Below are 22718 nucleotides of genomic sequence, written 5' to 3'. Positions count from 1 at the left end.
TGTGCACGACACAGATCCAGTGTGGGAGCGAGCCTGCTCGCGAAGAGGCCTGCAAAAACACCGCATCAATCAACCTTGTCGCCAAACCTCTTTCCCAGCCAACCGCGCCCGATCATGGGCCACGGTGAAATCCTGCTCCGGCCCCTTCGGCACGATCCCCGTCGGGTTGATGGTCTTGTGACTGCCGTAGTAATGATTTTTGATGTGCTGGAAATCCACCGTCTCGCCAATCCCCGGCCACTGATACAACTCACGCAACCAGTTCGACAGATTCGGGTAATCGGCAATCCGCCGCAGGTTGCACTTGAAGTGCCCGTGATACACCGCATCAAAACGGATGATCGTGGTGAAGAGGCGAATGTCTGCTTCAGTCAGGTATTCCCCGGTCAGATAGCGGTTGGCGCCTAATACGCGCTCAAGATGATCAAGCTCGGCAAACACCTCATCAAACGCTTCTTCATAAGCCTGTTGCGACGTGGCAAACCCGGCGCGATACACGCCGTTGTTCACCGCCGGATAAATCCGCTCATTCAACGCATCGATTTCCCCGCGCAACGGCGCCGGGTAGAAGTCCAGCTCGTTGCCAGTCAAACCATCAAACGCGCTGTTGAACATGCGGATGATCTCCGCTGACTCGTTGCTGACAATGCGTTTGAGCTTCTTGTCCCACAACACTGGCACCGTCACGCGACCGGTGTAATCGGCAGTGTCGGCGGTGTAACGCTGGTGCATGAAGTCAAAGCCATCGAGCTTGTCGCCGGTCGAGCCGTGAGCCTTGTCGAAGGTCCAGCCGTTTTCCAGCATCAGCCAGCTGACCACCGAAACGTCGATCAGGCTTTCCAGCTCTTTGAGTTTGCGCAGAATCAGGGTGCGGTGCGCCCAGGGGCAGGCAAGCGACACGTAGAGATGATAGCGCCCGGCTTCGGCGGCAAAACCGCCTTCGCCACTTGGGCCAGGTTGGCCGTCAGCGGTAACCCAGTTGCGCCGTTTTGCCTGTTCGCGCTGAAACGCGCCGTCCTTGCTGCTTTCGTACCACTTGTCCTGCCAGTGGCCATCAACGAGTAAACCCATGATCAAGACTCCACAATCCAATAAACGTTGGAGCCGAGTCTATGCCCATGAGTTCGAACGAAAAGCGCAAAGATCGGGCGCCTATGATCGATTAAATCGATTTATCCCGTGCGGCCCAGTATTGTTCGGCGGTTTCGAAAGCCTGTTCACGGGATTGACCGAGGCCGCGCAAGGCCAGGGCCATGGTCGAAATCAGGGCCATTTGCGGATAACTGTCGATCACGTCGCCACGCCACACGGCTTTCAAATGCTCAACGTCCAGCGATGCCGGTTTGACGTGGCGTTGCGCCGACAATTGCGGCCATTCCTCGTCCCAGCTTTCGCCGCCGGTGGTGCCGTAGAGGTGACTGTCGGCATCCGGGTTGATCTCGATTTCGCCGCCGTCGCCCTTGACCACAATCGCCGTGTCGCCGAGCAAGCCACTGGCATCACGGTGCACGGCCTGATAGCCGGGGTGGAAGATGCTTTGCAGGCCGCAACGTGCGCCCAGCGGGTTGAGAATCCGCGCCAGCGAATGAATCGGCGAACGCAGACCCAAGGTGTTGCGCAGGTCGATCATGTTCTGCAGCTGTGGCGCCCAGTCCAGCAACGGCATGAACGCCAGACCACCGTTATCCAGTGCTGAGCCGACCTGCTGCCAGGTGCGACACAAAGGGATGTTCAATTCGCCGAGCAATTGCTCGCTGTACAGGCGCCCGGCGGTGTGCGCGCCGCCGCCGTGCATAAAGATGCGCACGCCGTTCTGTGCCAGGCATTTAGCCGCCAGCAAATACCAAGGCAGATGGCGTTTTTTGCCCGCATAGGTCGGCCAGTCCAGATCGACATTCAGGGCTGGCGCCCGCAAGCGTTCGCGCAGGGCCTCGGTGAAACCGGCCATTTCCTCGGCGCTTTCTTCCTTGTGCCGCAGCAGCATCAGGAATGCACCTAACTGGGTGTCTTCGACCTTGTCGTCGAGCACCATGCCCATGGCTTCCCGGGCCTCTTCACGGGTCAGGTCGCGGGCGCCACGTTTACCCTTGCCGAGGATGCGCACGAATTGGGCGAACGGATGCTCGGCGGGCGTTTCGAGGGTCAGTGCTGGAAAGTCGGTCATAAGCAATTCGTCGGTTTGGGCAGGCCCGCCAGTTTCGCGGCGAGTTTGGCGGGGGTGCCTTTGAACAGTCGGTTCAGGTGCAGGCTGTTGCCTTTGTCCGGGCCAAGTTTGAGTGCGGTGTACTTGATCAATGGCCGCGTGGCCGGGGACAGCTGGAATTCGGCATAAAAACTGCGCAGCAGTTCGAGGACTTCCCAGTGTTCGGCGGTCAACTCGATTTCTTCGGCAGCAGCGAGGGCGCTGGCGACATCGTGCGACCAATCACTCAGGTCGACGAGGAAGCCGTCCTTGTCCAGTTCGATGGCGCGGGCGTCGACGGTCATGGAGTTCATAGCCAACTGTTGACCTTGTCATGGTGGATCGACAGTTCGACGAAGGCCGGGTAATCGATGGCTTCGGCCCAGTCCGGGACCTGCACGGCGCGCGCCTGAGCGTCTTCGGTCAGCACGAGTAATTTGATCTGGCGGCTTTGCAGCGCCAGGAACGGCGCGGTGCCGGGTTGCAGCGCGTAGGCTGCGTCACCGCACAGCAACACAGCATCAGCGCTGCCGAGCAAGCGCAGGCAACTGTTGAGGCGATCGTCGCCGAATGGGGAATGAGACAATACATGCAAAGTCGACATCAGAGGGTGATCACCTGGTCGTAACGGTCAATAAGCGCGGTGATTTGCTCGGCTGCGAGCGGCTGCGCCGCGTCCAGGGACAGATCGGCGAGACCGCGAGTGGCGGCGCTGTCGGCGCAATAAAACAACTCTTCGACGCCAAACATTGGCAGCGCTTGCAGATTGGCGCTGAGGTCTTTTTGTTGCAACGCCTTGGCGTTTTGCCCGGCTGCGAGTTGCAGCACGCCGTCATCCAGAAACAGCAGGCCGATCGGCAGATCGAACGCGCCGCCAGCGAGCACGATGTCCAGGGCTTCGCGGGCACCGGGGCCGGACCACGGCGATTGACGGCTGATGATCAACAGGGATTTGGCCATCTCATGCGCCTCCAAAACAGAGCAGACGGTCGGCGTCTTGCACCGCGTCATGCAACTGACCAAGGCCGGATAATTCCCACGGAGCGCTCACCGAAATAGCCTCTCGTTGATAGCGCTTGGCTTCTTCAGCATTGAGCGCGCCACGGCGTAGCGCGGCGGCGATGCACACCACGCCATCCAGTTTCTGCTCGGCGATAAAACTGCGCCATTGCTTGGGCAAGTCCAGTTCATCCTGCGGAGTGACTACCGCGTCGGAGGCGTTGTAGACGCCATCCTGATAGAAAAACAGCCGGACAATTTCATGCCCGCCGGCCAGTGCCGCCTGCGCAAACAGCAGGGCACGGCGCGAGGAGGGCGCATGGGCGGCGGAAAACAGCGCGATGGCAAACTTCATGACGGACTCGATCTGCAAAACTGCGGCCATGATAAAGCTTTATCGGTGTAGCGGCGAAACCCAAGTTGCCTGAGTGCATGAGCTTGTAGGAGCTGTCGAGTGAAACGAGGCTGCGATCTTTTGATTTTGCTTTTTAAAAACAAGATCAAAAGATCGCAGCGTGCCGCAGTTCCTACAGTATTAAGTGCGTTTTCAGCGGGGCATATAGCCCAACTGCCAGCGCCGCGGGATAGTCAGCGACAGCACGCCCAGCGTCGCCGCCAGCAAGCCGCTGACGAACAAGGCCTTGAGCCCCAGATGATGTTCCAGCACTGCACCCAGAATCGCCCCGACAAACATGCCGCTCCACGGCACCAGTTGCACCCGCCAGCCGCTGCGGCGCTCGCCGAGCATCCAGCGCCCCAGTCCTCGGCCGAATCGCGACAGTGCCCCGGTCACGTAGGTCAGCCCCACCGGCAGTCCGTTCACTTCTTCGACGGCTGCGTTAAGCATGCCCATCGCGACAATCGCCGCCAGCAGCGCTGGCAACTGCGCGTCGGCAGGCCAGGCTGCCGCTGCGCAGAGCAGAGTGGCGATGCACAGCAGCAACGGCAACGTGCGCCGGCCGCCCAGTCGTGCGATCAACACGCCCAAGGCATTGCCGACTATAAACGTGGCCACGAGGATGACCAGGCGCAACGTCAGCCCCCAGTCGCCATCACTGATCGCCACCGCCAATCGAGTGGTGTTACCGCTCATGAACGAGACGAAATCGCCGCTGGCCATGAAACCGATGGCGTCGGTCATCCCAGCCAGTACCGACAGGCTCGCGACCAGCGCCAGTCCCACGCGACCGCGCCATTTCTGCGTGTGCAGATGACCGGGGCTGGCATGCCGGGTTGAGGTCGAGGGCAGCATCGATACAAGAGTCCTTGAGTGGCGGTTACGGTTCTATGCCATACAGTTCGCAGTATTCCAGCCAGTCCATCCCGGCCATTTCCGCCACTTCACGGTGCACTTCCAGACGCTGCGCCTGATACTCCTCAGGCGAATCAGCGGTCAGTTGCAGCGTCAGTTCCCAGGCGAACAATCCAAGATGTTCTGCTTCCGCCTCAAAGGCTTCGTGCAGACGCTCTTCACGATACTGTGCCTGGGTTTCGCCTTTGGCCTGGGCCAGCAATGGATTGAGATGGTCGAGGGTTTCGCGCAAGTCAGGCCGCGCGTCGAGAAACTTTTTCAGGGCGTGTTCATGTCGCTGATCGGTAGGCGCCATGGGTTTTCCTTGTGAGGCTGATGACCTTAGGTTGCCGCAGCGGTGCGTGCGTGTCGCGCTATAAATGCAGTAAAGCAGAACGATTCCGGCTGCTGCGGTGATACAGTCCGCTTTTTTCTGAATGAGCGAATGCAATGCGAATGCTGATGGTAGCGCTGGCGGCGACGCTGCTGGCCGGTTGCGCGGGATCGGTGATGGACGATGCTCGCACTAAAACACCTTCCAGGGTTTTGACTTCGGACAAAGCCGAGAAAGTCGTTTCCCAGTGCGTGCAATTTGGCTGGCAGGACGAGGCGGTGTTCGGTGTGGATGCAGGGGCTTACCTGGAGCCACGCAAGCCGGGTGGCACCACGGTGTATACGCGCTCCGCTGAATCGTTTGTCGATGTCATCACCGAGCCCTCGGGCACGACGCTGAATTACTACGCGCAGAAGGATGATTTTGTTGCCAAGCGGCGTTTGGCGGCGTTGGCAACCTGCCTCTGAGAATGCTGTGAGACAAACGCCGCCATCGCGAGCAGGCTTACTTCTGCATTGGAGTTGTGAACGACACGAACAATGCAGGAGTGAGCCTGCTCGCGATAGGGTCGCTCCGGTCAGCCTACAAGCCGCTTCTGGAAGAAATGCCGCTTATGCCCCAGCGGATAATCGACAATCTCGCCACACTCGACGTATCCCACCTTCCGGTAAAACTCCGGCGCCTGAAACGAGAAAGTATCGAGCCAGATCCCGACGCAATCGTTCTTGCGTGCAAAGTCTTCAGCCATCTGCATCAGTTGCGATCCGATGCCCTGCCCGCGACCTTGTTCCGGCACCGCCAGCAGTTCAATGAATAACCAGCGATAAAACGTGTGGCCATACAGGCCGCCCAGGATCGCGTCGTGCTCATCGCGCACCAACAGCGCCAACGGCTCGAGCTTCGACGGCCCGGCCTTGGCAACGTTATGGGCTCGCAATGGTGCCAGAATCGCGTTGCGTTGTTCTTCGTTGGGGTTCTGCGACAGCTCGATACGCAAGTTCATGCATGACTTCCTTGTGGTCTGGGACGCCAGACTATCCTGCTCGACGGTCGCGTTCCAAGTCCCTGCGCAAAACCGGTGGAACCGCTGCGCAAATGCCGAGGTCTAGCCTTTACAGCGTCATTCCAGAACGCGGTTGATGAGGACATCCCATGAACATTTTCGAAGCCCTTCGCGAAAGCCATGACCGCCAGCGTACCTACGCCAAAAGCCTGATCAAAACCAGCGGTGACACCCCGGAACGGGTGGAGGCTTACAAATTGTTGAAAGCCGAACTGCAAGCCCACGAAACCGCCGAAGAACGCCACTTCTACATTCCGTTGATGGAGTTCGACAACGGTGTCGATCTCAGTCGCCATGCCATTTCCGAACACCACGAAATGGACGAGATGATGGAGGAACTCGACGAGACCGAGATGTCCAGCCCTGCCTGGCTGGCCACGGCGAAAAAATTGTCGGAAAAGGTTCACCATCACCTTGAGGAAGAGGAACAGAAATTCTTCCAGATGGCCGGTAAATTGCTCGACGAAAAGCAGAAAGTGCAACTCGCCGGGCAATACGAAAAAGAGTTCCAGGCGCAACTGCCGTAAATCGCTGAATGCAGGTTTTCGTAGCCTCGGCGTGTACGCCTTTGCCTACACGCCGAGTGCGACGGCTCGCAATACACTGTTCATCCATCCAGTGTTTTCGTGATTTTGTGGGGTGTGTCTTGTCTGAGTGCGACAAAAGCGCCGATGGACAAAAAAACCACCTCCGTTAGCTTGAAGGCCTCTCCTCGGAAGGGAGAGTTCTTAAATCAACGGAGTGAAAAACATGAATCAACCACAAGCACAAACCCAACTGCGACACGGTCGCGTTACCTCCCCGGCGAGCCGCGGTGCGGTCGCTATCGAGCAAGGATTGCTCGGCGCCTGGCAGGTTAACGAAATGGAGGGAGGCAAGAACTTCCCGGCACTGGTGGCCGGTCCGTTTCCTGCGCCATACCAGACCGACTCGGCCAGTGTCGCGCCGCCGGCTGATGGCTACATTCTCAGCGGTGGCAAGACCGATGCCCGCGATTGTGTGAACTTCACCAGCGAGGAAATGAGCAAAAAACTCGGCCGGCCTTTTACTTGGCCGCTGCTGAATGTCACCCCGGGGCAGGTCCTCGAAGTCAAATGGGAATACACCGCGCCGCACACCACTCGCGGCTATCGTTGGCTGATCACCAAGGATGGCTGGGACCCGAAACAACGCATCAGCCGCGCGCAACTCGAAGCGCAGCCGTTCTTCGAGGACTTCTACACCCAAGTGCCGTATTACAGCTATCCGAATGAGCTGAAAGCCAAGGTCAATCACTCGGTGAAACTGCCTGACGGCAAAAAAGGTCATCACGTCATCGTGCTGATGTGGATTGTCGCCAACACCGGCAACGCTTTCTATCAGGCCTTCGACGTCGACTTCAAATAAGGCGGCGAAGCTGAACTCATACGTTCTGAAGGATTAGAACATGTCAAAAATCGACTTCTCTTTGATGCAAAACCCGGCGAGCGATGCAGCTTCGCTGATGCCGAGCATTGCCGGCAAAAAGATCCTCATGGGCTTCTGGCATAACTGGCCGGCGGGGCCGAGTGATGGTTACCGTCAAGGGCGCTTCGCCAGCCTCTCGCTGGAAGATGTGCCCAAGGAATACAACGTGGTCGCGGTGGCGTTCATGAAGGGCAGCGGTATTCCGACCTTCAAGCCGTTCAACGTTTCCGACGCCGAGTTTCGCCGTCAGGTCGGCGTACTCAACAGTCAGGGGCGGGCGGTGCTGATTTCCCTGGGTGGCGCTGACGCACACATCGAACTGCGCGCCGGTCAGGAGCAACCGCTGGCCAATGAAATCATCCGTCTGGTGGAAACCTACGGCTTCGATGGGCTGGACATCGATCTTGAACAGAGCGCGATTGATTTCGCTGCCAACAAGACTGTGCTGCCGGCCGCACTGAAACTGGTCAAGGATCACTACGCAGGCCAGGGCAAGCATTTCATCATCAGCATGGCCCCGGAGTTTCCGTACCTGACCAGCACCGGCAAATACGTCGGTTACCTGCAAGCACTGGAGGGCTACTACGACTTCATTGCCCCGCAGTTTTATAACCAAGGCGGCGATGGTGTCTGGGTACCGGAAGCCAACAATGGCGCAGGTGCGTGGATCGCGCAGAACAACGATGCGCTGAAGGAGGATTTCCTCTACTACCTGACCGAAAGTCTGGTGACCGGGACGCGGGGGTTCACAAAGATCCCATCGGACAAGTTTGTCATCGGTCTGCCAGCCAACGTCGACGCGGCTGCTACCGGTTATGTCATCGACAAGACCGTGGTGGGTAACGTGCTCAAGCGTCTGGCGATCAAGGGGCTACCGATCAAGGGTCTGATGACCTGGTCGGTGAATTGGGACAACGGCACTAACAAGGATCATGTGCCGTACAGCTGGGAGTTCAGCCGGCGGTATGGCCCGCTGATTCACGGAACCCTCGCCGGTTAGCTGTAAATAAAGAAGCCCGGTAGCGCTGCCGGGCTTTTTTTGTGGGCGCGATTGTTCGACCATGGCTGCTTATTGATGAGAAAAAGGACTGAACGTCATGCCCAATACCGCCGAGCGGGTCAACATCGTCGACACTCAGGTGTTGTCCCACGACTGGTATCTGTTGAAGAAAATCACCTTCGACTATCACCGCAATAACGGCGAGTGGCAGCGCCAGACTCGCGAGGTCTACGACCGCGGTAATGGCGCGGCGATACTGTTGTTCAACCGTGAGAAGCGCAGCGTGGTGCTGACCCGGCAGTTCCGCTTGCCGGTGTTCGTCAACGGTCATGACGGATTGCTGATCGAAGTGGCGGCGGGCTTGCTTGAAGGTGAAGCGCCGGAGCAACGCATTCGTGCGGAAGCCGAGGAAGAAACCGGCTACCGCGTCAGCGATGTAAAGAAGGTGTTCGAGGCGTACATGAGTCCGGGCTCGGTGACCGAAAAATTGCATTTCTTCATTGCTGAATACGACACGTCATCGAAGGTCAGTGACGGTGGTGGTCTGGAAGAAGAGACCGAAGAGCTGGAAGTGCTGGAATGGTCTTTCGATGATGCGCTGGCAGCGTTCCATCGCGGCGAGATCTGCGATGCCAAGACCATCATGCTCTTGCAGTATGCGGCGATGAATAACCTGTTTACCTGATCAATCAAAAGATCGCAGCCTTCGGCAGCTCCTACAGGAAAACGCATTCCAGGGCAGGAACTGCCGAAGGCTGCGATCTCTTGATCTGTTTTAACTGACTAAAACAAATCCCCGGTTTACCGACCTGTGCCCAGTCACCACCCTCCAGCCTCAACAACCGTTCCTTCGCCGCAAGCCCCCCGGCAAATCCGGTCAGTTTTCCCGAAGCACCAATAACCCGGTGGCACGGTGCAATGATGGAAATCGGATTTCGCCCATTTGCCGCACCGACCGCCCGCACCGCGGAAGGGTTGCCAATCTGCTCGGCAATCTGGCTATATGTGCGCGTTTCGCCAAACGGGATGGTCAGCAGCGCTGCCCAGACCTGTTTTTGAAAATCGGTACCAACAAAATCCAGCTCCAGATCGAAGTGATCCCGCGTACCGGCGAAATACTCCTCAAGCTGCCGAGCGGTTTTGAGCAGAATCGGATTGTCCCGCGCTTCGCTCATCGAGCCGAGACGCACCCGACTCGGTTTGTCGTTTTCCCAGAGGATGGCTGCCAGTCTTGAACCGTTCGCGACCAGCTTCAGTTCGCCGACCGGCGAGGGCAGGGTGATGAACGTGTAAGGCATGACAGCAGGCTCCGGATCAGCACGACAACAGCGCTCAGCATACTGCCTGATCGGGGAGGCGCAAACCGCAAAGCCGACCATACTGCTTGTTGCTCTTGAAGCGCTCCCCTCTGTTTTGCACAGACCCTAAAACAAAAAAAGAGATCGACTCATGAAGTACGAACCTTTGGCCAAATCGCTGATAGCGACCTCATTGGCACTCAGCTGTCTCATGGCTCACGCTGCTTCGGTAGCGCCGGTTGCTGCAGAAAACGGCATGGTGGTCACCGCGCAACATCTGGCCACTCATGTCGGCGTCGATGTATTGAAAAACGGCGGCAATGCTGTGGATGCGGCGGTCGCCGTGGGTTATGCGCTGGCGGTGGTTTATCCCGCGGCCGGTAACCTCGGCGGTGGCGGTTTCATGACCATTCAACTGGCGGACGGGCGCAAGACCTTCCTCGATTTCCGCGAAAAAGCCCCGTTGGCGGCGACGGCCAACATGTACCTCGACAAAGAAGGCAATGTCATTCCCGACCTCAGCACACGCGGGCACCTGGCCGTCGGCGTGCCAGGCACTGTCTCTGGTATGGAGCTGGCGCTGAGCAAGTACGGTACCAAACCGCGCAAGGACATGATCGCCCCGGCGATCAAACTGGCTGAGGACGGCTTCGAACTGGAGCAGGGTGACGTCGAGTTGCTTGAGTACGCCACCGATGTGTTCAAGAAGGACATGCGCGATTCCGGCTCGATCTTCCTGCATAACGGCGAGCCGATGCAGGTTGGGCAGAAACTGGTGCAGAAGGATCTCGGCAAGACCCTGCGCAGCATTTCCGAAAAAGGTGCTGACGGTTTCTATAAAGGCTGGGTGGCCGACGCCATCGTCACCTCCAGTCAGGCCAACAAGGGCATCATTACCCAGGCCGACCTCGACAAGTACAAGACTCGCGAACTGGCTCCGGTGGAGTGCGACTACCGCGGTTATCACGTGGTCTCGGCACCACCACCAAGCTCTGGCGGGGTGGTCATCTGCCAGATCATGAACATTCTCGAAGGCTATCCGATGAAGGATCTGGGCTTCCATTCGGCCCAGGGCATGCATTACCAGATCGAAGCAATGCGCCACGCTTACGTCGATCGCAACAGCTACCTTGGTGATCCGGATTTCGTCAAAAATCCGCTTGAGCACCTGCTCGACAAAAACTACGCGACCAAATTACGCAACGCGATCCAGCCGCAGAAGGCTGGCGTATCGGCGGAACTGAAACCCGGCGTCGCACCCCATGAAGGCAGCAACACCACGCACTATTCGATCGTCGACAAGTGGGGCAATGCGGTCTCAGTCACCTACACCCTCAACGACTGGTTCGGCGCGGGCGTGATGGCGAGCAAGACCGGGGTGATCCTCAATGACGAAATGGATGACTTCACCTCCAAGGTCGGCGTGCCAAACATGTACGGTCTGGTGCAGGGGGAAGCCAACGCCATCGCCCCAGGCAAGGCGCCGTTGTCGTCGATGAGCCCGACCATTGTCACCAAGGACGGCAAAGTGGTCATGGTGGTGGGTACGCCGGGCGGTAGCCGGATCATCACCGCGACCTTGCTGACCATGCTCAACGTCATCGACTACGGCATGGGCTTGCAGGAAGCAGTCGACGCGCCGCGATTCCACCAGCAATGGATGCCGGAGGAAACCAACCTCGAAGACTTCGCCGCGAGTCCCGATACCCGGAAGATTCTGGAGAGTTGGGGCCACAAGTTTGCCGGCCCGCAAGATGCCAACCACATCGCTGCGATTCTGGTCGGTGCACCGTCGCTGGGCGGTAAACCGGTAGGGAAAAACCGCTTCTACGGCGCCAACGACCCACGGCGCAATACCGGGTTGTCACTGGGCTATTGAGGGAGTTAAAACGGGGCGGGCTCGCGTCCGCCCCTTTCTTTGAAGGCTCAACACCGCATTACTGACGATGCCGGCAGTGCCGGCGCTTTCGCGAGCAAGCTTTGCTCCTACCGTTGCTCGCCGTGACCACAACTCCCCAAACATCCCCAAAACCTGTAGGAGCTGAGCTTGCTCGCGAAAGCGCCGGTTCAGACGATGCAGATGTTGCCTGTGCCGAAGTCTTCGCGAGCAAGCTTTGCTCCTACCGTTGCTCGGCATGACCACAACTCCCCAAACATCCCCCAAACCCGTAGGAGCTGAGCTTGCTCGCGAAAGCGCCGGTTCAGACGATGCTGATGTTGCCTGTGCCGAAGTCTTCGCGAGCAAGCTTTGCTCCTACCGTTGCTCGGCGTGACCACAACCCTCCAAACACCCCCCAAACCCGTAGGAGCGGAGCTTGCTCGCGAAAGCGCCGGTTCAGACGATGCAGATGTTGCCTGTGCCGAAGTCTTCGCGAGCAAGCTTTGCTCCTACCGTTGCTCGGCATGACCACAACTCCCCAAACATCCCCAAAATCTGTAGGAGCTGAGCTTGCTCGCGAAAGCGCCGGTTCGGGCAACGAGGATCACTGGCATAATGCGCGCCGTCTGAAGAATGGAATCTATCGATGTTCGCCTTGACCCTCCGTCATGCCCTGGCGCTGACGGCCCTCGTGTTTACCTCTGTCGTCCACGCCAGCAGTTTCGATTGCGCCAGCGCTGGCAGCAAATCTGAAAAAGCCATTTGTGCCGATGCGGATCTTTCGCGACTCGACGAGCAGCTCGCAGAGCGTTGGCGCGCGACGCTGGCCGGCGTCCCCGATCCCAAGGCGCTCAAGACCGATCAACGCCAATGGCTGAAAAATCGCAACGGCTGTGTCGATCTGACGGCCTGCTTGCGCCGTCAATATTTGATGCGTCTGGCCGAACTTGAGCACGCCACTCAACCCTTCAACTGGGACGCGACCTGGCAACTGATTCCGCCCGGCACCTCAACGTCGGCGACCGCGACTACCCAGCGCCGCGACGCCACGCACATCATCGTCAGCATAGAGGCGGCTGAGGGCGGCAACTCCGGCGATCTTGAGGGCGTCGCCACGCTCAAGGACGGCAAAGCGATCTACTCAGAGGACGAATGCACCCTGTTGCTCACGCCGATCAATGGTGTATTGGATATCTCGCAAACGGACGCTGGCGGTTATTGCAGCGCCGGCATGGGCGTGTATTACACCGGCCGCTTTATCGCCTCGGAGCAGCGGCTGAGCCTGGATTACGACATGCTCAGCCTGGGCCTGGCGCGAACGCCCGCCGACAACCAGGCCTTGCACGCGCTACTTGAAAACGACTACCAAAGGGCGGTGGAAATGTCGGGTTCGTTGATGACCGCTGAACCGTCATCCGACGTCCCGGACAGTCAGGTCACCGAGATGTGGATGCGCGGTCTGGGCGGGACCGGCGTGGTCATGCGTGCCGGCGGCGCGCGCTTCTGGGTACTGCTGGTGACATACGATGGCGGCAAATCGCGCCTGCGCTATTACACCAATGAACCGAAGTGGAAAAACCGCCTGCCTCAAGCCTTGCAAGTCTGGAGCGAACGCATGAAAACCAATCTCGATCGGCCCATCGAATTCATGCCCTGACCCCGCCCCTTGCTACGACACAATCCCTGTGGCGAGGGGATTCATCCCCGATGGGCTGCACAGCAGCCCGCAAATCCCCTCAAGCAACTCCAACCCTCAAGTCGCAAACAAAACCCCACGAATCTCCCCAACCCGGGGCGCTACCACCACGCCCTCCAGCACCATCCGCGTAATCGTCTCTGCAGCCGTCTGATAATCCTCATCCTGCGGCTCGGCACGCCCGGTGATGCAGCCCATTTGCCAGCCAATATTGGTGTACGTACGCGTCGCCGACCAAATGAACAGCATCAAGTGTTCGGGATCTACCGGCGCCAGCAAACCGCGCTCGATCCAACTGCGCAAACAGTCGACATTGCGCCGCGCTTCCGCGTGCAACAGGTCGCGACACTCGTCTGGCAACTGTCGACCGCCGAGCAACAACTCGCCGCTGAACACCTTGGCAATCGCCGGATGCTCACGGGCGATGCGGATGCGCGCCGCGACGTAGGCGCGCAGACCAATCAACGGGTCGTCACTCTCGCGCAGCACCGCCGAAGCCTCCAGCAGCGGCTCGACAAAACCCAGCAGCACTTTGCCGTACAGGTTTTCCTTGGTCTGGAAGTAGTAATACAGATTCGCCTTGGGCACCCCGGCGCGGGCCGCGATGTCGCGGGTCTGGGTGGCGTCGAAGCCGTTCGCCGCGAATTCTTCGCTGGCGGCGGCGAGGATCAACTGCTCGTTGCGGACTCGTATGGCGCTCATGGAAACACGGAATGGATGGACGGCATGGAAAGGTTCTGGCGATTTCGGTTTCGCAATATACAAAACTATATAGCGGTGAGGCCAGCGTACTCGACGGACAGCGCTATGATGTTTCGATCATTTATAAGAAACGGAGCGGGAATATGAACATTCAGGCACTGCGAGCGGATGCGACACACCTGGACGCAGTCGCCCAACTGTTCGACGCCTATCGAGGTTTTTACCTGCAACCCTCAAACATCGAACAATCGCGCACTTTCATCGCCGAGCGCATGGCGGGCAACGAGTCGGCGATTTTTCTCGCGCTGGACGAGCAGGGAGAGGCGCTGGGTTTTGTGCAGTTGTACCCGACGTTTTCCTCCATCGACGCCCACCGCACCTGGCTGCTCAGCGACCTGTTCACCGCGCCGACTGCCCGTGGTCGCGGCGTTGGTCGGTTGTTGATGAATACCGCTCGCGAATTTGCCCTGGGGACCGGCGCCAAAGGCCTGATGCTGGAAACCGCCACCGACAACGTCACCGCACAGGGTTTGTACGTGTCGCTGGGGTATGTGCGCGACACGGGTTATTACACTTACCTGCTCGATTTGCGTCAGGGCTGAGCAAATATTTTTGCCGATTTCACCCATTCGGTCTTTCCCAAGACGTTCGCTCTCTCTAGAATCCGCCCGGCTTCTGAAGTAGAGGCTCATTGCCATCATTTGGCTGTGTTCATATAGGGACGGACATCATGCAATTCGGGAAAATCCTAGCGTTGGGCCTGGTACTGACGCTGGGCGGTTGCGCCAGTTTCACCAAAGACGAAGTCGCGCCGGTGACTCTGCCGTCGATGGCCAACTACGCCAACAAGCCAAATGTTTACGTCGATTTCGACTTCTACGTCGGTGAGCCTAAAAGTGCTTCTGCGGTAGAAGTGCCGCAAGGGCGCGACCAACTCAAGCCACAATTGCAGAAAATTCTCACTGACTCCGGTCTGTTCGGCCGTGTCACGCTCGACGAATTCCAGAAGCAGCCTGGCGATTACAACCTGCGCTTGAAGGTGTACAACCATCCGCCGAACGCCGGCTCGATGGCGCTGGCGTTTATCAGTGGTTTCAGCATGATGGTGATTCCGGCTTACGGCACCGATCAGTACACCATGAGCCTGGAAGCCGTGGACGGACAAGGCCAGGCGCTGACGACCGCGAGCAATCACGATGCGATTGGCACCTGGTTCGGTATCTGGTTCATCCCGCTGATGGCCAACACGCCTAAAGAGGCTATGAGTGATACGTTCACCCGTCAGGTCAACGCGCTGCTCAAGCAAGTGGTCGAGAGCAACAGCCTGAAATACTCGGCACTCGAAACCCGCACCCCGCGGGCCTGAAGCAAAAAAAGAGCCGCGATTGCGGCTCTTTTTTTGTCGGTTACTTCAACGCCTGAATGAACTGCGGATCGCTGTACAGTTCTTTGAGCAGATCACGCAACATCGGGTTGTAAGCGTTGACCGCATTCGGGATCGCGATAAACCCGAAGAAGCTGCTGCTCCATTGACTGCTGACATCCTTGGTTGCGTCGTACACGACATCATTGCCGTTGAGCAGCGTGAAACGTGCGGCAAGTTCACCGTTGCCAGTGCCCATGCCTGCGGTCATTTCGTTCTTCACCACCAGCACTTTCAAATGACGCTGAGCTTGCGGGTCAAGCAGACCGGCCTTGCGCAGTTCTTCACTGATCGCATCCTGAATGTGTGCCGGAATGCTGCCGGATGGCGAGCGAATCGGGTTGGCGCGCACTGTCAGCGAACCTTCACCGGATTGAGCGGTGACCTGCGGATTGCTGATCGCATGAAGCGGCGGGGTTTGCTTGAGCTTCTGGACGTTCTCGTAATTCGGCTCGTAGCGCAGCATGGTCATGCCACACCCTTGCAGCAACAGCGCCAACATCGGGATCAACAACAGCGACTTCTTCACGGCAGTTCCTTGCGTGGATAGGTAGGGAGGCGAATTATGGGCAGAGTGCCATCATCGAGCAACCTTGTTTATCTGAGCCATCAGCAAGTTCTCGATCTGCGCCAATTCCCAGGTACTGAGCAAACTCACCGGATCAGTGCCATAACGCTGCCATGTCTCCAGCGCGCCTTCCTGCCCGTCGCAGTGGCGGGCGTATTCACAGTGATGCAAACGCCCATCGGTAAAATCCAGCAGCAGGCGCCAACCCTCGATATCGACCGTGACCAGTCCGGCCTCGGTCGGCGCTTCGCACACTTTGCAGGCAAGTACGCCCAACGCAGCGTCGCGCAAGCGCTGGCAAACTTCGCGGGCAGTCAGAAATTCAGACATGTTGAACTCGGCGAATACAGAAACGCGCCAGCATAAAGCCCGCGTCGCCAGGTGTCAGCGACACTGGCCCGATCCGGGACAATTCCGTAACATCCGCAACCCTCTTTTCTTCCGAACACCGGCGGCCATGCTCGTTGGCCGCTCAATCAGGTAAGCCATGAAACCGATCCGTCTGCGCGCCGATGTCCTGGCCGGACTCACCACCTCGTTTGCCTTGTTGCCCGAATGCATTGCGTTTGCGCTGGTGGCGCACCTCAATCCTTTGATGGGGCTTTACGGCGCCTTCATCATTTGTACGTTGACGGCTTTGTTCGGCGGGCGGCCGGGAATGGTCTCCGGCGCAGCGGGCTCGATGGCGGTCGTCATTGTTGCGCTGGTGGTGCAACACGGCGTGCAATATCTGCTGGCGACGGTGCTGCTTGGCGGCCTGATCATGCTGGCGTTCGGGCTGTTACGTCTGGGCAAACTGGTGCGCATGGTGCCGCACCCGGTGATGCTCGGTTTCGTCAACGGCCTGGCGATCATTATTGCGCTGGCACAACTGGAGCATTTCAAAAGCGGCGAAGCATGGCTCAGCGGCACGCCGTTGTACCTGATGGCCGGGCTGGTGGCGCTGACCATGGCCATCGTCTACATGCTGCCGCGCCTGACCAAAGCGGTGCCGCCCGCGCTGGTCGCCATTCTCGGCGTTGGCCTGCTGGTCTACCTGTTTGGCCTGCCGACCCGCACCCTCGGCGACATGGCGCACATTGCCGGTGGCCTGCCGAGCTTCGCGTTGCCGGACATCCCATGGGATTTTGAAACCCTGCGAATCATCGCCCCCTACGCGATTCTGATGGCGCTGGTCGGCCTGCTGGAAACCCTGCTGACCCTTAACCTTACCGATGAAATCACCGAAAGCCGTGGCTTCCCGGATCGCGAGTGTGTGGCACTGGGCGCGGCGAACATGGTTTCGGGCGTGTTCGGCGGCATGGGCGGTTGCGCGATGATCGGCCAGACCGTGATCAACCTCAGCTCCGGGGGGCGCGGGCGCTTGTCCGGTGTGGTGGCGGGGGTGTTGATCCTGTTGTTCATTCTGTTTCTGTCGCCGCTGATCGAGCGCATTCCGCTGGCGGCGCTGGTCGGCGTGATGTTCGTGGTGTCGCAGCAAACCTTCGCCTGGGCGTCGTTGCGGGTGGTGAACAAAGTGCCGCTCAACGATGTGCTGGTGATCATCGCGGTGACCACCATCACCGTATTCACCGATCTGGCCACGGCGGTGCTGTGCGGCATCATCATTGCTGCGCTGAATTTTGCCTGGCAACAAGCCCGCGAGTTGTATGCCGATGAGCATCTGGAAGCTGACGGCAGCAAGCTCTATCGCCTGCACGGCACGCTGTTTTTCGCCTCGACGACGCCGTTCCTCAACCAGTTCGACCCAGCCAATGACCCGCAAAAGGTAACGCTCGATTGCCGGCACTTGAGCTTTGTCGATTACTCGGCGATTGCCGCGCTGAAAACCCTGCGCGAGCGTTACGCGAAGGCTGGCAAGCATTTGCAGGTGTTTCATCTGTCGGAACGGTGCAAGAAACTGCTCAAGCGTGCCGGCGTCGCGCACGACTGAGCGGCGCTCAGTCCTTGCGCCAGGTCTTGCCGAGAATGCGCGAGACCTGATCGGCGGAGTAGGGTTTGGCAAGAAACTCGAAACCTTCATAACCGCTGCGCGCCAGTTCCTCGCTGTAACCGGAGGTCAGAATTATCGGCAGGTCGGGGCGCCGCCGCCGTAACTCTTTGGCCAGTGCGACGCCACTGATACCCGGCATGACCACGTCGGAAAACACCGCGTCGAACGCCATTGCGTCGGCGCCGGCCAGTTGCAGAGCTTGTTCAGCGTTGCTGGCCCAGGCGGTTTCAAAACCAAGGTCCTGCAGGATCTGATTGGCGAAGCGGCCGACCTCCAGATTGTCTTCAACCACCAGTATCCGATGCCTGTTGCGCTCCGCGGGTGCCGGGTCGCCTGCGTCCACGGGGGGTGCGGCGGTACTGTCAGCGGCCGTGACTTGTGGCAGGTATAGGGTGAACACCGTGCCTTCGCCGATCACGCTGGCGACATCGACGTTGCCGCCGGACTGCTTGGCGAAACCGAACACCTGCGACAGCCCGAGCCCCGTGCCTTTGCCGACTTCCTTGGTGGTGAAGAACGGTTCGAAAATGTGCTCAAGGGTTCTTGTGTCGATGCCCGAGCCGTTGTCCGTTAGCGTGATCGCCACAAAAAGGCTGTGCGAACCGGCATGCCCACGAATCGCTGGCAGCGGCTTGCCGCCCTCCAGGCACAACTTCAGCGAGCCCTGGCCCTCCATCGCATCTCGGGCATTCAGAGCGATATTGATCAGTGCCGTTTCGAACTGGCTCAGGTCAACATGGATGTAGCAGGGCTGTTCAGGCTGTTCGACGCTGATATGAATCTGCGCGCCGGTGACGGATTCGAGCATTTCACCGATGTTTGCCAGGCGTTCACCGGCATTGACCACTTGCGGATTCAGCGGCTGACGCCTTGCGAAGGCGAGCAATTGGCTGGTCAGCTTGGCCGCGCGTTCGACAGTGTCGGACACCGCACGCATGTAGCGTTGGCGGCGTTCTGGTGCGAGGTCGGGCTGGCGCAGAAAATCCACCGATGAGCGAATGATCGTCAGCAGGTTGTTGAAATCGTGCGCGACACCGCCGGTCAATTGGCCGATGGCTTCGAGTTTTTGTGATTGCCGCAGCGCGGATTCAGCCGCAGCCAGACGCACGCTGCGTTCTTCGACGCGTTGTTCCAGCGTCGCATTCAACTCCGCCAGTGCCGTCAGGCCTGCACGCACGTCGGCATCGGCGCGCACGCGCTCGATGTGCGCCCAGCAACGCTCGGTGACTTCACTCAAGAGTGTCTGTTCGAAGGGCGACCAGGCGCGCGGTGCGTTGTCGTGGATAGCCATCAGCGCGGTCAGTCGCCCCTGTTTGATCAGCGGCATACAGATGGTTGCGCTGATACCAATGGCCTGGAACGTGGCGGACGCTTCAGGTGGCAGTTCGGTGCGGTTGTCGTGGATGATCAGCGGTTCACCGGCGCGCAACAGCATCACGGCTTTGTCGCCGAAATCGCGCAAGTGGTAATGGCCGACAATGCTCGGCGAGCCCGGCGCCGCCCAATCGCCGCGAATGGTAAAACCATCCTCATCGGCGTCCATGTCGGCATAGGCGCAGTTGGACAGTTGCAAGTGCTCGACCATCAGTCGCGTGCTGGCCGCCAGAATGGCTTGCGCATCGGTGGCGTTGGCCACGGTATTGCCAATCGCCTCCAGCACCGCCAGTCGCTGGTTGAGAAATACGGTCTGGGTTGTTTCAGTGACAGTGTCGAGCAGGCCTACGACATTGCCCAGCGGGTCGCGGATCGGGCTGTAGCAGAAGGTGAAGTACGCCTGTTCCCGGCCGCTTCCACGTTCGACTTGCAACGGAAAGTTTTCGATGTAAGTGGCCTTGCCTGCGAAGGCGGCATCGGCAATCGCGCTGATTTCGGTCCAGGCTTCCTCCCAGACTTCACTGAAGGGACGGCCCAGCGCTTGCGGTTTGTCGCCAAGAATGGGCACGAAGGCGTCGTTGAACAACGTCACCAGTTCCGCGCCCCAGACGATGGCCTGCGGAAAATGCGAGCCGAGACTCAGAGAGACTGTTGTCTTGAGCACGTCGGGCCAGTTTTCCAATGGGCCGAGGGGCGTTTTCGCCCAGTCGTGCCGCCGAATCAGATCGGCCATCTTGCCTTCGTTTTGCAACCAGTCTGTCATGCGGGAGTGTCTTTCCTGACGTCAGCTTCTAATGAAAGACCCTTGCCGCTGCTGTTTTTTTCCAGCACGCCAGATGCTTCGTTGCGAAGCAGATTTTCGGGCCTTTGGGCATCATGACACGATGGCGCAGACAAAACGATTTGTGGCGAAGACCGCCAACTTTACCGGTGCCACGGTTGCTCCGCTGTTTTACCGCAATACCGGGCTCGGTTTTCACGCGTGGAAGGCTGACGCCTGAAGGTTATTTGGCGAACTTTTTCGCCCCGGCCACACACAGAATTACGCCAAGTGTCACCGCCAGCATGCCGAGGCTGACGTGCTCGTGCAGCAGCGTCGCCGCCAGCGCCAGGCCGAAAAACGGTTGCAGCAGTTGCAACTGCCCGACCGCAGCGATCCCGCCCTGCGCCAGTCCGCGATACCAGAAAACAAAGCCAATGAGCATGCTGAACAGCGAGACATAGGCCAGACACAACCACGCCGACAGGCTGATGTGGCTGAACGAGGCGGGCGCCAGCCACAGACTCAACAGGGCCATCAGCGGCAGCGACATCACCAGCGCCCAACAGATCACCTGCCAGCCACCGAGGGTTCGCGACAGTTTGGCGCCTTCGGCGTAACCGAGGCCGCAGGCGACAATGGCCGCGAGCATCAGCAGATCGCCGGTCGGCGAAGCGCTCAGGCCTTGCGACAGCGCAAAGCCCACGACCAGAGCACTGCCCAGAATCGAGAAAATCCAGAACACCGGGCGCGGCCGCTCACCACCGCGCAGCACGCCGAAAATCGCCGTCGCCAGCGGTAGCAATCCGACAAACACAATCGAATGCGCCGACGTCACGTGCTGCAATGCCAGGGCGGTCAACAACGGAAAACCGAACACCACGCCCATCGCCACAATGAACAGCGACAGCCATTGATGTCGCGCCGGGCGACGCTCGCGAAACAACCCCAACAAGGCTAACGCCACCACCCCGGCAATAGCTGCACGCACCACTGTCAGAAACACCGGATCGAATTCCAGCACCGCCACTCGCGTGGCTGGCAATGAGCCGCTGAAGATCAATACGCCGATAAAACCGTTGATCCAGCCGCTGGTTTTTTCCAGGGCCGGTTGGGCCAGGTTTGAGGTTCGTTCCATACGAGTTCGCGCTCAGAGGTGGGTTGCGTTGCAGTCATCCTAGGGATGAGAATCAGGACAATCAAAGAATTGTCATGGATACATCGCCCTATGCCGCGCGCTCGCTACAAGACGCTTGTCGACACCTACGCGGCGGACATTCGCGCCGGTCGATTGCCGCCGGGTACGCGGCTGCCCACCCACCGGCAATTGGCGTCAGCGCATGGACTGGCGCTGGTCACCGCCTCGCGGGTTTACGCCGAATTGGAGGCGATGGGGCTGGTCAGCGGCGAAACCGGGCGCGGCACGTTTGTGCGCGAAACCTCGTTGTCGCCGGGGCAGGGCATTGATCAGAAAGACGTCGCGGTCGGCATGATCGACCTCAATTTCAATTATCCGTCGTTGCCCGGTCAGGCCGAGTTGCTGCGCACGGCGTTAAGGCAATTGGCGCTGTCCGGCGACCTCGAAGCGTTGCTGCGCTATCAACCGCATGCAGGCCGCGCGCACGAACGCGCCTCGGTCGTGCGGCACCTGCTGAGCCGTGGGGTGAATGTCGATGCCGAGCAAGTGCTGATCGTCAATGGCGCCCAGCAAGGCTTGGCGGTGGCGCTGATGGCAATACTCAAGCCCGGTGATGTGATTGCGGCGGACGCGCTGACCTATTCCGGGTTCAAGGTGCTGGCCGAGGCGCTGCATGTGGAGATCGTGCCGATCCCGGTCAGCGCTCAGGGGCCGGATCTGCTGGCGTTGGACAAACTGTGTCGGCATCGCTCGGTACGCGCCGTGTACAGCATGCCGACGCTGCACAATCCGCTGGGCTGGGTCATGCCGATCGAGCAGCGCGAGCAATTGGTGGCGATTGCCCGGCGGCATGAACTGACGATCATCGAAGACGCGGCCTACGCGTTTCTGGTAGAAAACCCGCCGCCTGCGCTGGTCGAACTGGCGCCGGAGCGTACTGTTTACGTCTCGGGACTTTCCAAGAATATTGCCACCGGCCTGCGCGTGGGCTTCATTGCCGCGCCGCTACCAACGGTGCCGGCGCTGGAGCGGATCATTCGCGCCACTACCTGGAACACGCCCGGTGTGATGACCGCGATAGTGTGCGCGTGGCTCGATGACGGCACGGTCATCGAGCTTGAAGAGCAAAAACGCAACGATGCCAAGGCGCGTCAGGCATTGGCAGTCGAGTTGCTCCAGGGGCTGACCTGCATCGGTCATCCATCCTCGTACTTTGTGTGGCTGCCGCTGCCGGAAGACGTGCGCGCCGATCAGATCGTCGTCGAGTTGATGCATGAACAGATTTCGGTCACCACGGCTGAGCCGTTTTCGGTGTCGACGCACGTGCCCCACGCGATTCGTCTGGCGCTGGGCTCGGTGGACATGGCGCTGTTGCGCCAGGCATTGATCACCGTCAGGAAGATCATCGCTGCCTATCTGTAAAACCATCTCGGTAAAAACCCTGTGGCGAGGCAGCTCGCTTAAGCTGGACTGCGCAACTGGCCCAACATTCGGGATCGCCTCGCAATCCAGCGGGAGCGGGCTCCCTCGCCACAAAATGTTAGCCTTGCCTCAATTGCATTACACCGTCCT

Annotated in this window: 25 protein-coding genes and 1 pseudogene; 11 read left to right on the top strand and 15 right to left on the bottom strand. The window is 59.2% G+C overall.

What is annotated here, in order from left to right; all coding sequences use genetic code 11:
- Positions 1–69: 69 nt before the first annotated feature.
- The 8 genes from JFT81_RS04995 to JFT81_RS04960 all read right to left on the bottom strand — a co-directional run bounded on the left by JFT81_RS04995 (position 70) and on the right by JFT81_RS04960 (position 4788).
- Positions 70–1071, bottom strand: coding sequence for a glutathione S-transferase family protein (locus JFT81_RS04995; protein ID WP_201226359.1), 1002 nt, complete (start codon positions 1069–1071; stop codon positions 70–72).
- 91 nt (positions 1072–1162) lie between these two features.
- The gene (locus JFT81_RS04990) at positions 1163–2164 is read right to left on the bottom strand and encodes a glycosyl transferase family protein (protein WP_201226358.1); all 1002 of its coding nucleotides are present in this window, start codon (positions 2162–2164) and stop codon (positions 1163–1165) included.
- The gene (locus tag JFT81_RS04985) at positions 2161–2496 is read right to left on the bottom strand and encodes a TusE/DsrC/DsvC family sulfur relay protein (RefSeq protein ID WP_201226357.1); all 336 of its coding nucleotides are present in this window, start codon (positions 2494–2496) and stop codon (positions 2161–2163) included. Before JFT81_RS04985 ends, JFT81_RS04990 begins: the two co-directional genes overlap by 4 nt.
- The gene (gene tusB / locus JFT81_RS04980) at positions 2493–2786 is read right to left on the bottom strand and encodes a sulfurtransferase complex subunit TusB (RefSeq protein WP_201226356.1); all 294 of its coding nucleotides are present in this window, start codon (positions 2784–2786) and stop codon (positions 2493–2495) included. Before tusB ends, JFT81_RS04985 begins: the two co-directional genes overlap by 4 nt.
- A complete protein-coding gene (gene tusC, locus JFT81_RS04975) occupies positions 2786–3142 on the bottom strand; it encodes a sulfurtransferase complex subunit TusC (RefSeq protein ID WP_201226355.1) in 357 nt (118 codons plus the stop codon). Before tusC ends, tusB begins: the two co-directional genes overlap by 1 nt.
- 1 nt (position 3143) lies before the next feature.
- A complete protein-coding gene (gene tusD, locus JFT81_RS04970; protein WP_201226354.1) occupies positions 3144–3536 on the bottom strand; it encodes a sulfurtransferase complex subunit TusD in 393 nt (130 codons plus the stop codon).
- Positions 3537–3728: 192 nt separating this feature from the next.
- A complete protein-coding gene (locus JFT81_RS04965) occupies positions 3729–4433 on the bottom strand; it encodes a YoaK family protein (RefSeq protein WP_201226353.1) in 705 nt (234 codons plus the stop codon).
- Between the two features lie 25 nt (positions 4434–4458).
- The gene (locus JFT81_RS04960) at positions 4459–4788 is read right to left on the bottom strand and encodes a DUF6388 family protein (protein WP_201226352.1); all 330 of its coding nucleotides are present in this window, start codon (positions 4786–4788) and stop codon (positions 4459–4461) included.
- A 134-nt stretch (positions 4789–4922) separates the two neighbouring features.
- On the opposite strand from JFT81_RS04960, the gene JFT81_RS04955 reads away from it, so the two are divergent.
- Positions 4923–5273: a hypothetical protein gene (locus JFT81_RS04955; RefSeq protein WP_201226351.1), complete on the top strand. Its 351-nt coding sequence runs from the start codon at positions 4923–4925 to the stop codon at positions 5271–5273.
- A gap of 110 nt (positions 5274–5383) precedes the next feature.
- On the opposite strand, the gene JFT81_RS04950 is transcribed toward JFT81_RS04955, so the two are convergent.
- Entirely contained in the window at positions 5384–5809 is a 426-nt protein-coding gene (locus tag JFT81_RS04950; RefSeq protein WP_201204551.1) for a GNAT family N-acetyltransferase, read from the bottom strand.
- Between the two features lie 149 nt (positions 5810–5958).
- On the opposite strand from JFT81_RS04950, the gene JFT81_RS04945 reads away from it, so the two are divergent.
- The 4 genes from JFT81_RS04945 to JFT81_RS04930 all read left to right on the top strand — a co-directional run bounded on the left by JFT81_RS04945 (position 5959) and on the right by JFT81_RS04930 (position 9000).
- Positions 5959–6396 carry a hemerythrin domain-containing protein gene (locus JFT81_RS04945; RefSeq protein ID WP_201226350.1) on the top strand — a complete coding sequence of 146 codons (438 nt, stop codon included), beginning with the start codon at positions 5959–5961 and terminating at the stop codon, positions 6394–6396.
- Positions 6397–6619: 223 nt separating this feature from the next.
- The gene (locus tag JFT81_RS04940) at positions 6620–7255 is read left to right on the top strand and encodes a lytic polysaccharide monooxygenase auxiliary activity family 9 protein (protein WP_201226349.1); all 636 of its coding nucleotides are present in this window, start codon (positions 6620–6622) and stop codon (positions 7253–7255) included.
- A 40-nt stretch (positions 7256–7295) separates the two neighbouring features.
- The gene (locus tag JFT81_RS04935) at positions 7296–8315 is read left to right on the top strand and encodes a chitinase (RefSeq protein ID WP_201226348.1); all 1020 of its coding nucleotides are present in this window, start codon (positions 7296–7298) and stop codon (positions 8313–8315) included.
- A 97-nt stretch (positions 8316–8412) separates the two neighbouring features.
- Positions 8413–9000 (top strand): NUDIX domain-containing protein, encoded by a 588-nt coding sequence (locus tag JFT81_RS04930; protein ID WP_201226347.1) that lies wholly within the window; start codon positions 8413–8415, stop codon positions 8998–9000.
- 127 nt (positions 9001–9127) lie between these two features.
- On the opposite strand, the pseudogene JFT81_RS04925 reads toward JFT81_RS04930, so the two are convergent.
- A pseudogene (locus JFT81_RS04925) lies at positions 9128–9613 on the bottom strand (methylated-DNA--[protein]-cysteine S-methyltransferase); the annotation flags it as partial.
- 151 nt (positions 9614–9764) lie between these two features.
- On the opposite strand from JFT81_RS04925, the gene ggt reads away from it, so the two are divergent.
- Both ggt and JFT81_RS04915 read left to right on the top strand, forming a co-directional pair.
- The gene (gene ggt / locus JFT81_RS04920; protein WP_201226346.1) at positions 9765–11492 is read left to right on the top strand and encodes a gamma-glutamyltransferase; all 1728 of its coding nucleotides are present in this window, start codon (positions 9765–9767) and stop codon (positions 11490–11492) included.
- Between the two features lie 646 nt (positions 11493–12138).
- Positions 12139–13149 carry a lysozyme inhibitor LprI family protein gene (locus JFT81_RS04915; RefSeq protein ID WP_201226345.1) on the top strand — a complete coding sequence of 337 codons (1011 nt, stop codon included), beginning with the start codon at positions 12139–12141 and terminating at the stop codon, positions 13147–13149.
- A 96-nt stretch (positions 13150–13245) separates the two neighbouring features.
- Here the strand turns inward: JFT81_RS04915 and JFT81_RS04910 are convergent, their stop codons facing one another.
- A complete protein-coding gene (locus JFT81_RS04910; RefSeq protein WP_201226344.1) occupies positions 13246–13890 on the bottom strand; it encodes a TetR/AcrR family transcriptional regulator in 645 nt (214 codons plus the stop codon).
- Between the two features lie 143 nt (positions 13891–14033).
- Here JFT81_RS04910 and JFT81_RS04905 point away from each other — a divergent pair, with 143 nt between their 5' ends.
- A complete protein-coding gene (locus JFT81_RS04905; RefSeq protein WP_201226343.1) occupies positions 14034–14492 on the top strand; it encodes a GNAT family N-acetyltransferase in 459 nt (152 codons plus the stop codon).
- A 128-nt stretch (positions 14493–14620) separates the two neighbouring features.
- Entirely contained in the window at positions 14621–15256 is a 636-nt protein-coding gene (locus JFT81_RS04900; RefSeq protein ID WP_201204539.1) for a hypothetical protein, read from the top strand.
- 40 nt (positions 15257–15296) lie between these two features.
- Here the strand turns inward: JFT81_RS04900 and JFT81_RS04895 are convergent, their stop codons facing one another.
- Both JFT81_RS04895 and JFT81_RS04890 read right to left on the bottom strand, forming a co-directional pair.
- On the bottom strand, positions 15297–15842 hold the full coding sequence (locus JFT81_RS04895) for a hypothetical protein (RefSeq protein WP_201226342.1): 546 nt from the start codon (positions 15840–15842) through the stop codon (positions 15297–15299).
- Between the two features lie 51 nt (positions 15843–15893).
- Positions 15894–16211 carry a hypothetical protein gene (locus JFT81_RS04890; RefSeq protein ID WP_201226341.1) on the bottom strand — a complete coding sequence of 106 codons (318 nt, stop codon included), beginning with the start codon at positions 16209–16211 and terminating at the stop codon, positions 15894–15896.
- A 157-nt stretch (positions 16212–16368) separates the two neighbouring features.
- On the opposite strand from JFT81_RS04890, the gene JFT81_RS04885 reads away from it, so the two are divergent.
- Positions 16369–17814, top strand: a complete 1446-nt coding sequence (locus tag JFT81_RS04885; RefSeq protein WP_201226340.1) for a SulP family inorganic anion transporter — start codon at positions 16369–16371, stop codon at positions 17812–17814.
- Positions 17815–17821: 7 nt separating this feature from the next.
- Here JFT81_RS04885 and JFT81_RS04880 read toward each other — a convergent pair whose 3' ends face one another.
- Entirely contained in the window at positions 17822–20011 is a 2190-nt protein-coding gene (locus JFT81_RS04880; RefSeq protein WP_201226339.1) for a response regulator, read from the bottom strand.
- Positions 20012–20252: 241 nt separating this feature from the next.
- Entirely contained in the window at positions 20253–21146 is an 894-nt protein-coding gene (locus JFT81_RS04875) for a DMT family transporter (protein ID WP_201226338.1), read from the bottom strand.
- Between the two features lie 90 nt (positions 21147–21236).
- Between JFT81_RS04875 and JFT81_RS04870 the strand changes: the two genes are divergently transcribed.
- Entirely contained in the window at positions 21237–22568 is a 1332-nt protein-coding gene (locus JFT81_RS04870) for a PLP-dependent aminotransferase family protein (protein WP_201226337.1), read from the top strand.
- The last annotated feature ends 150 nt before the right edge of the window (positions 22569–22718 follow it).

Source organism: Pseudomonas sp. TH43, assembly GCF_016650635.1.
Lineage (GTDB): Bacteria > Pseudomonadota > Gammaproteobacteria > Pseudomonadales > Pseudomonadaceae > Aquipseudomonas.
The sequence above is the reverse complement of the archived record's forward strand: the minus strand, read 5'-3'. Positions and strand labels throughout refer to the sequence as shown.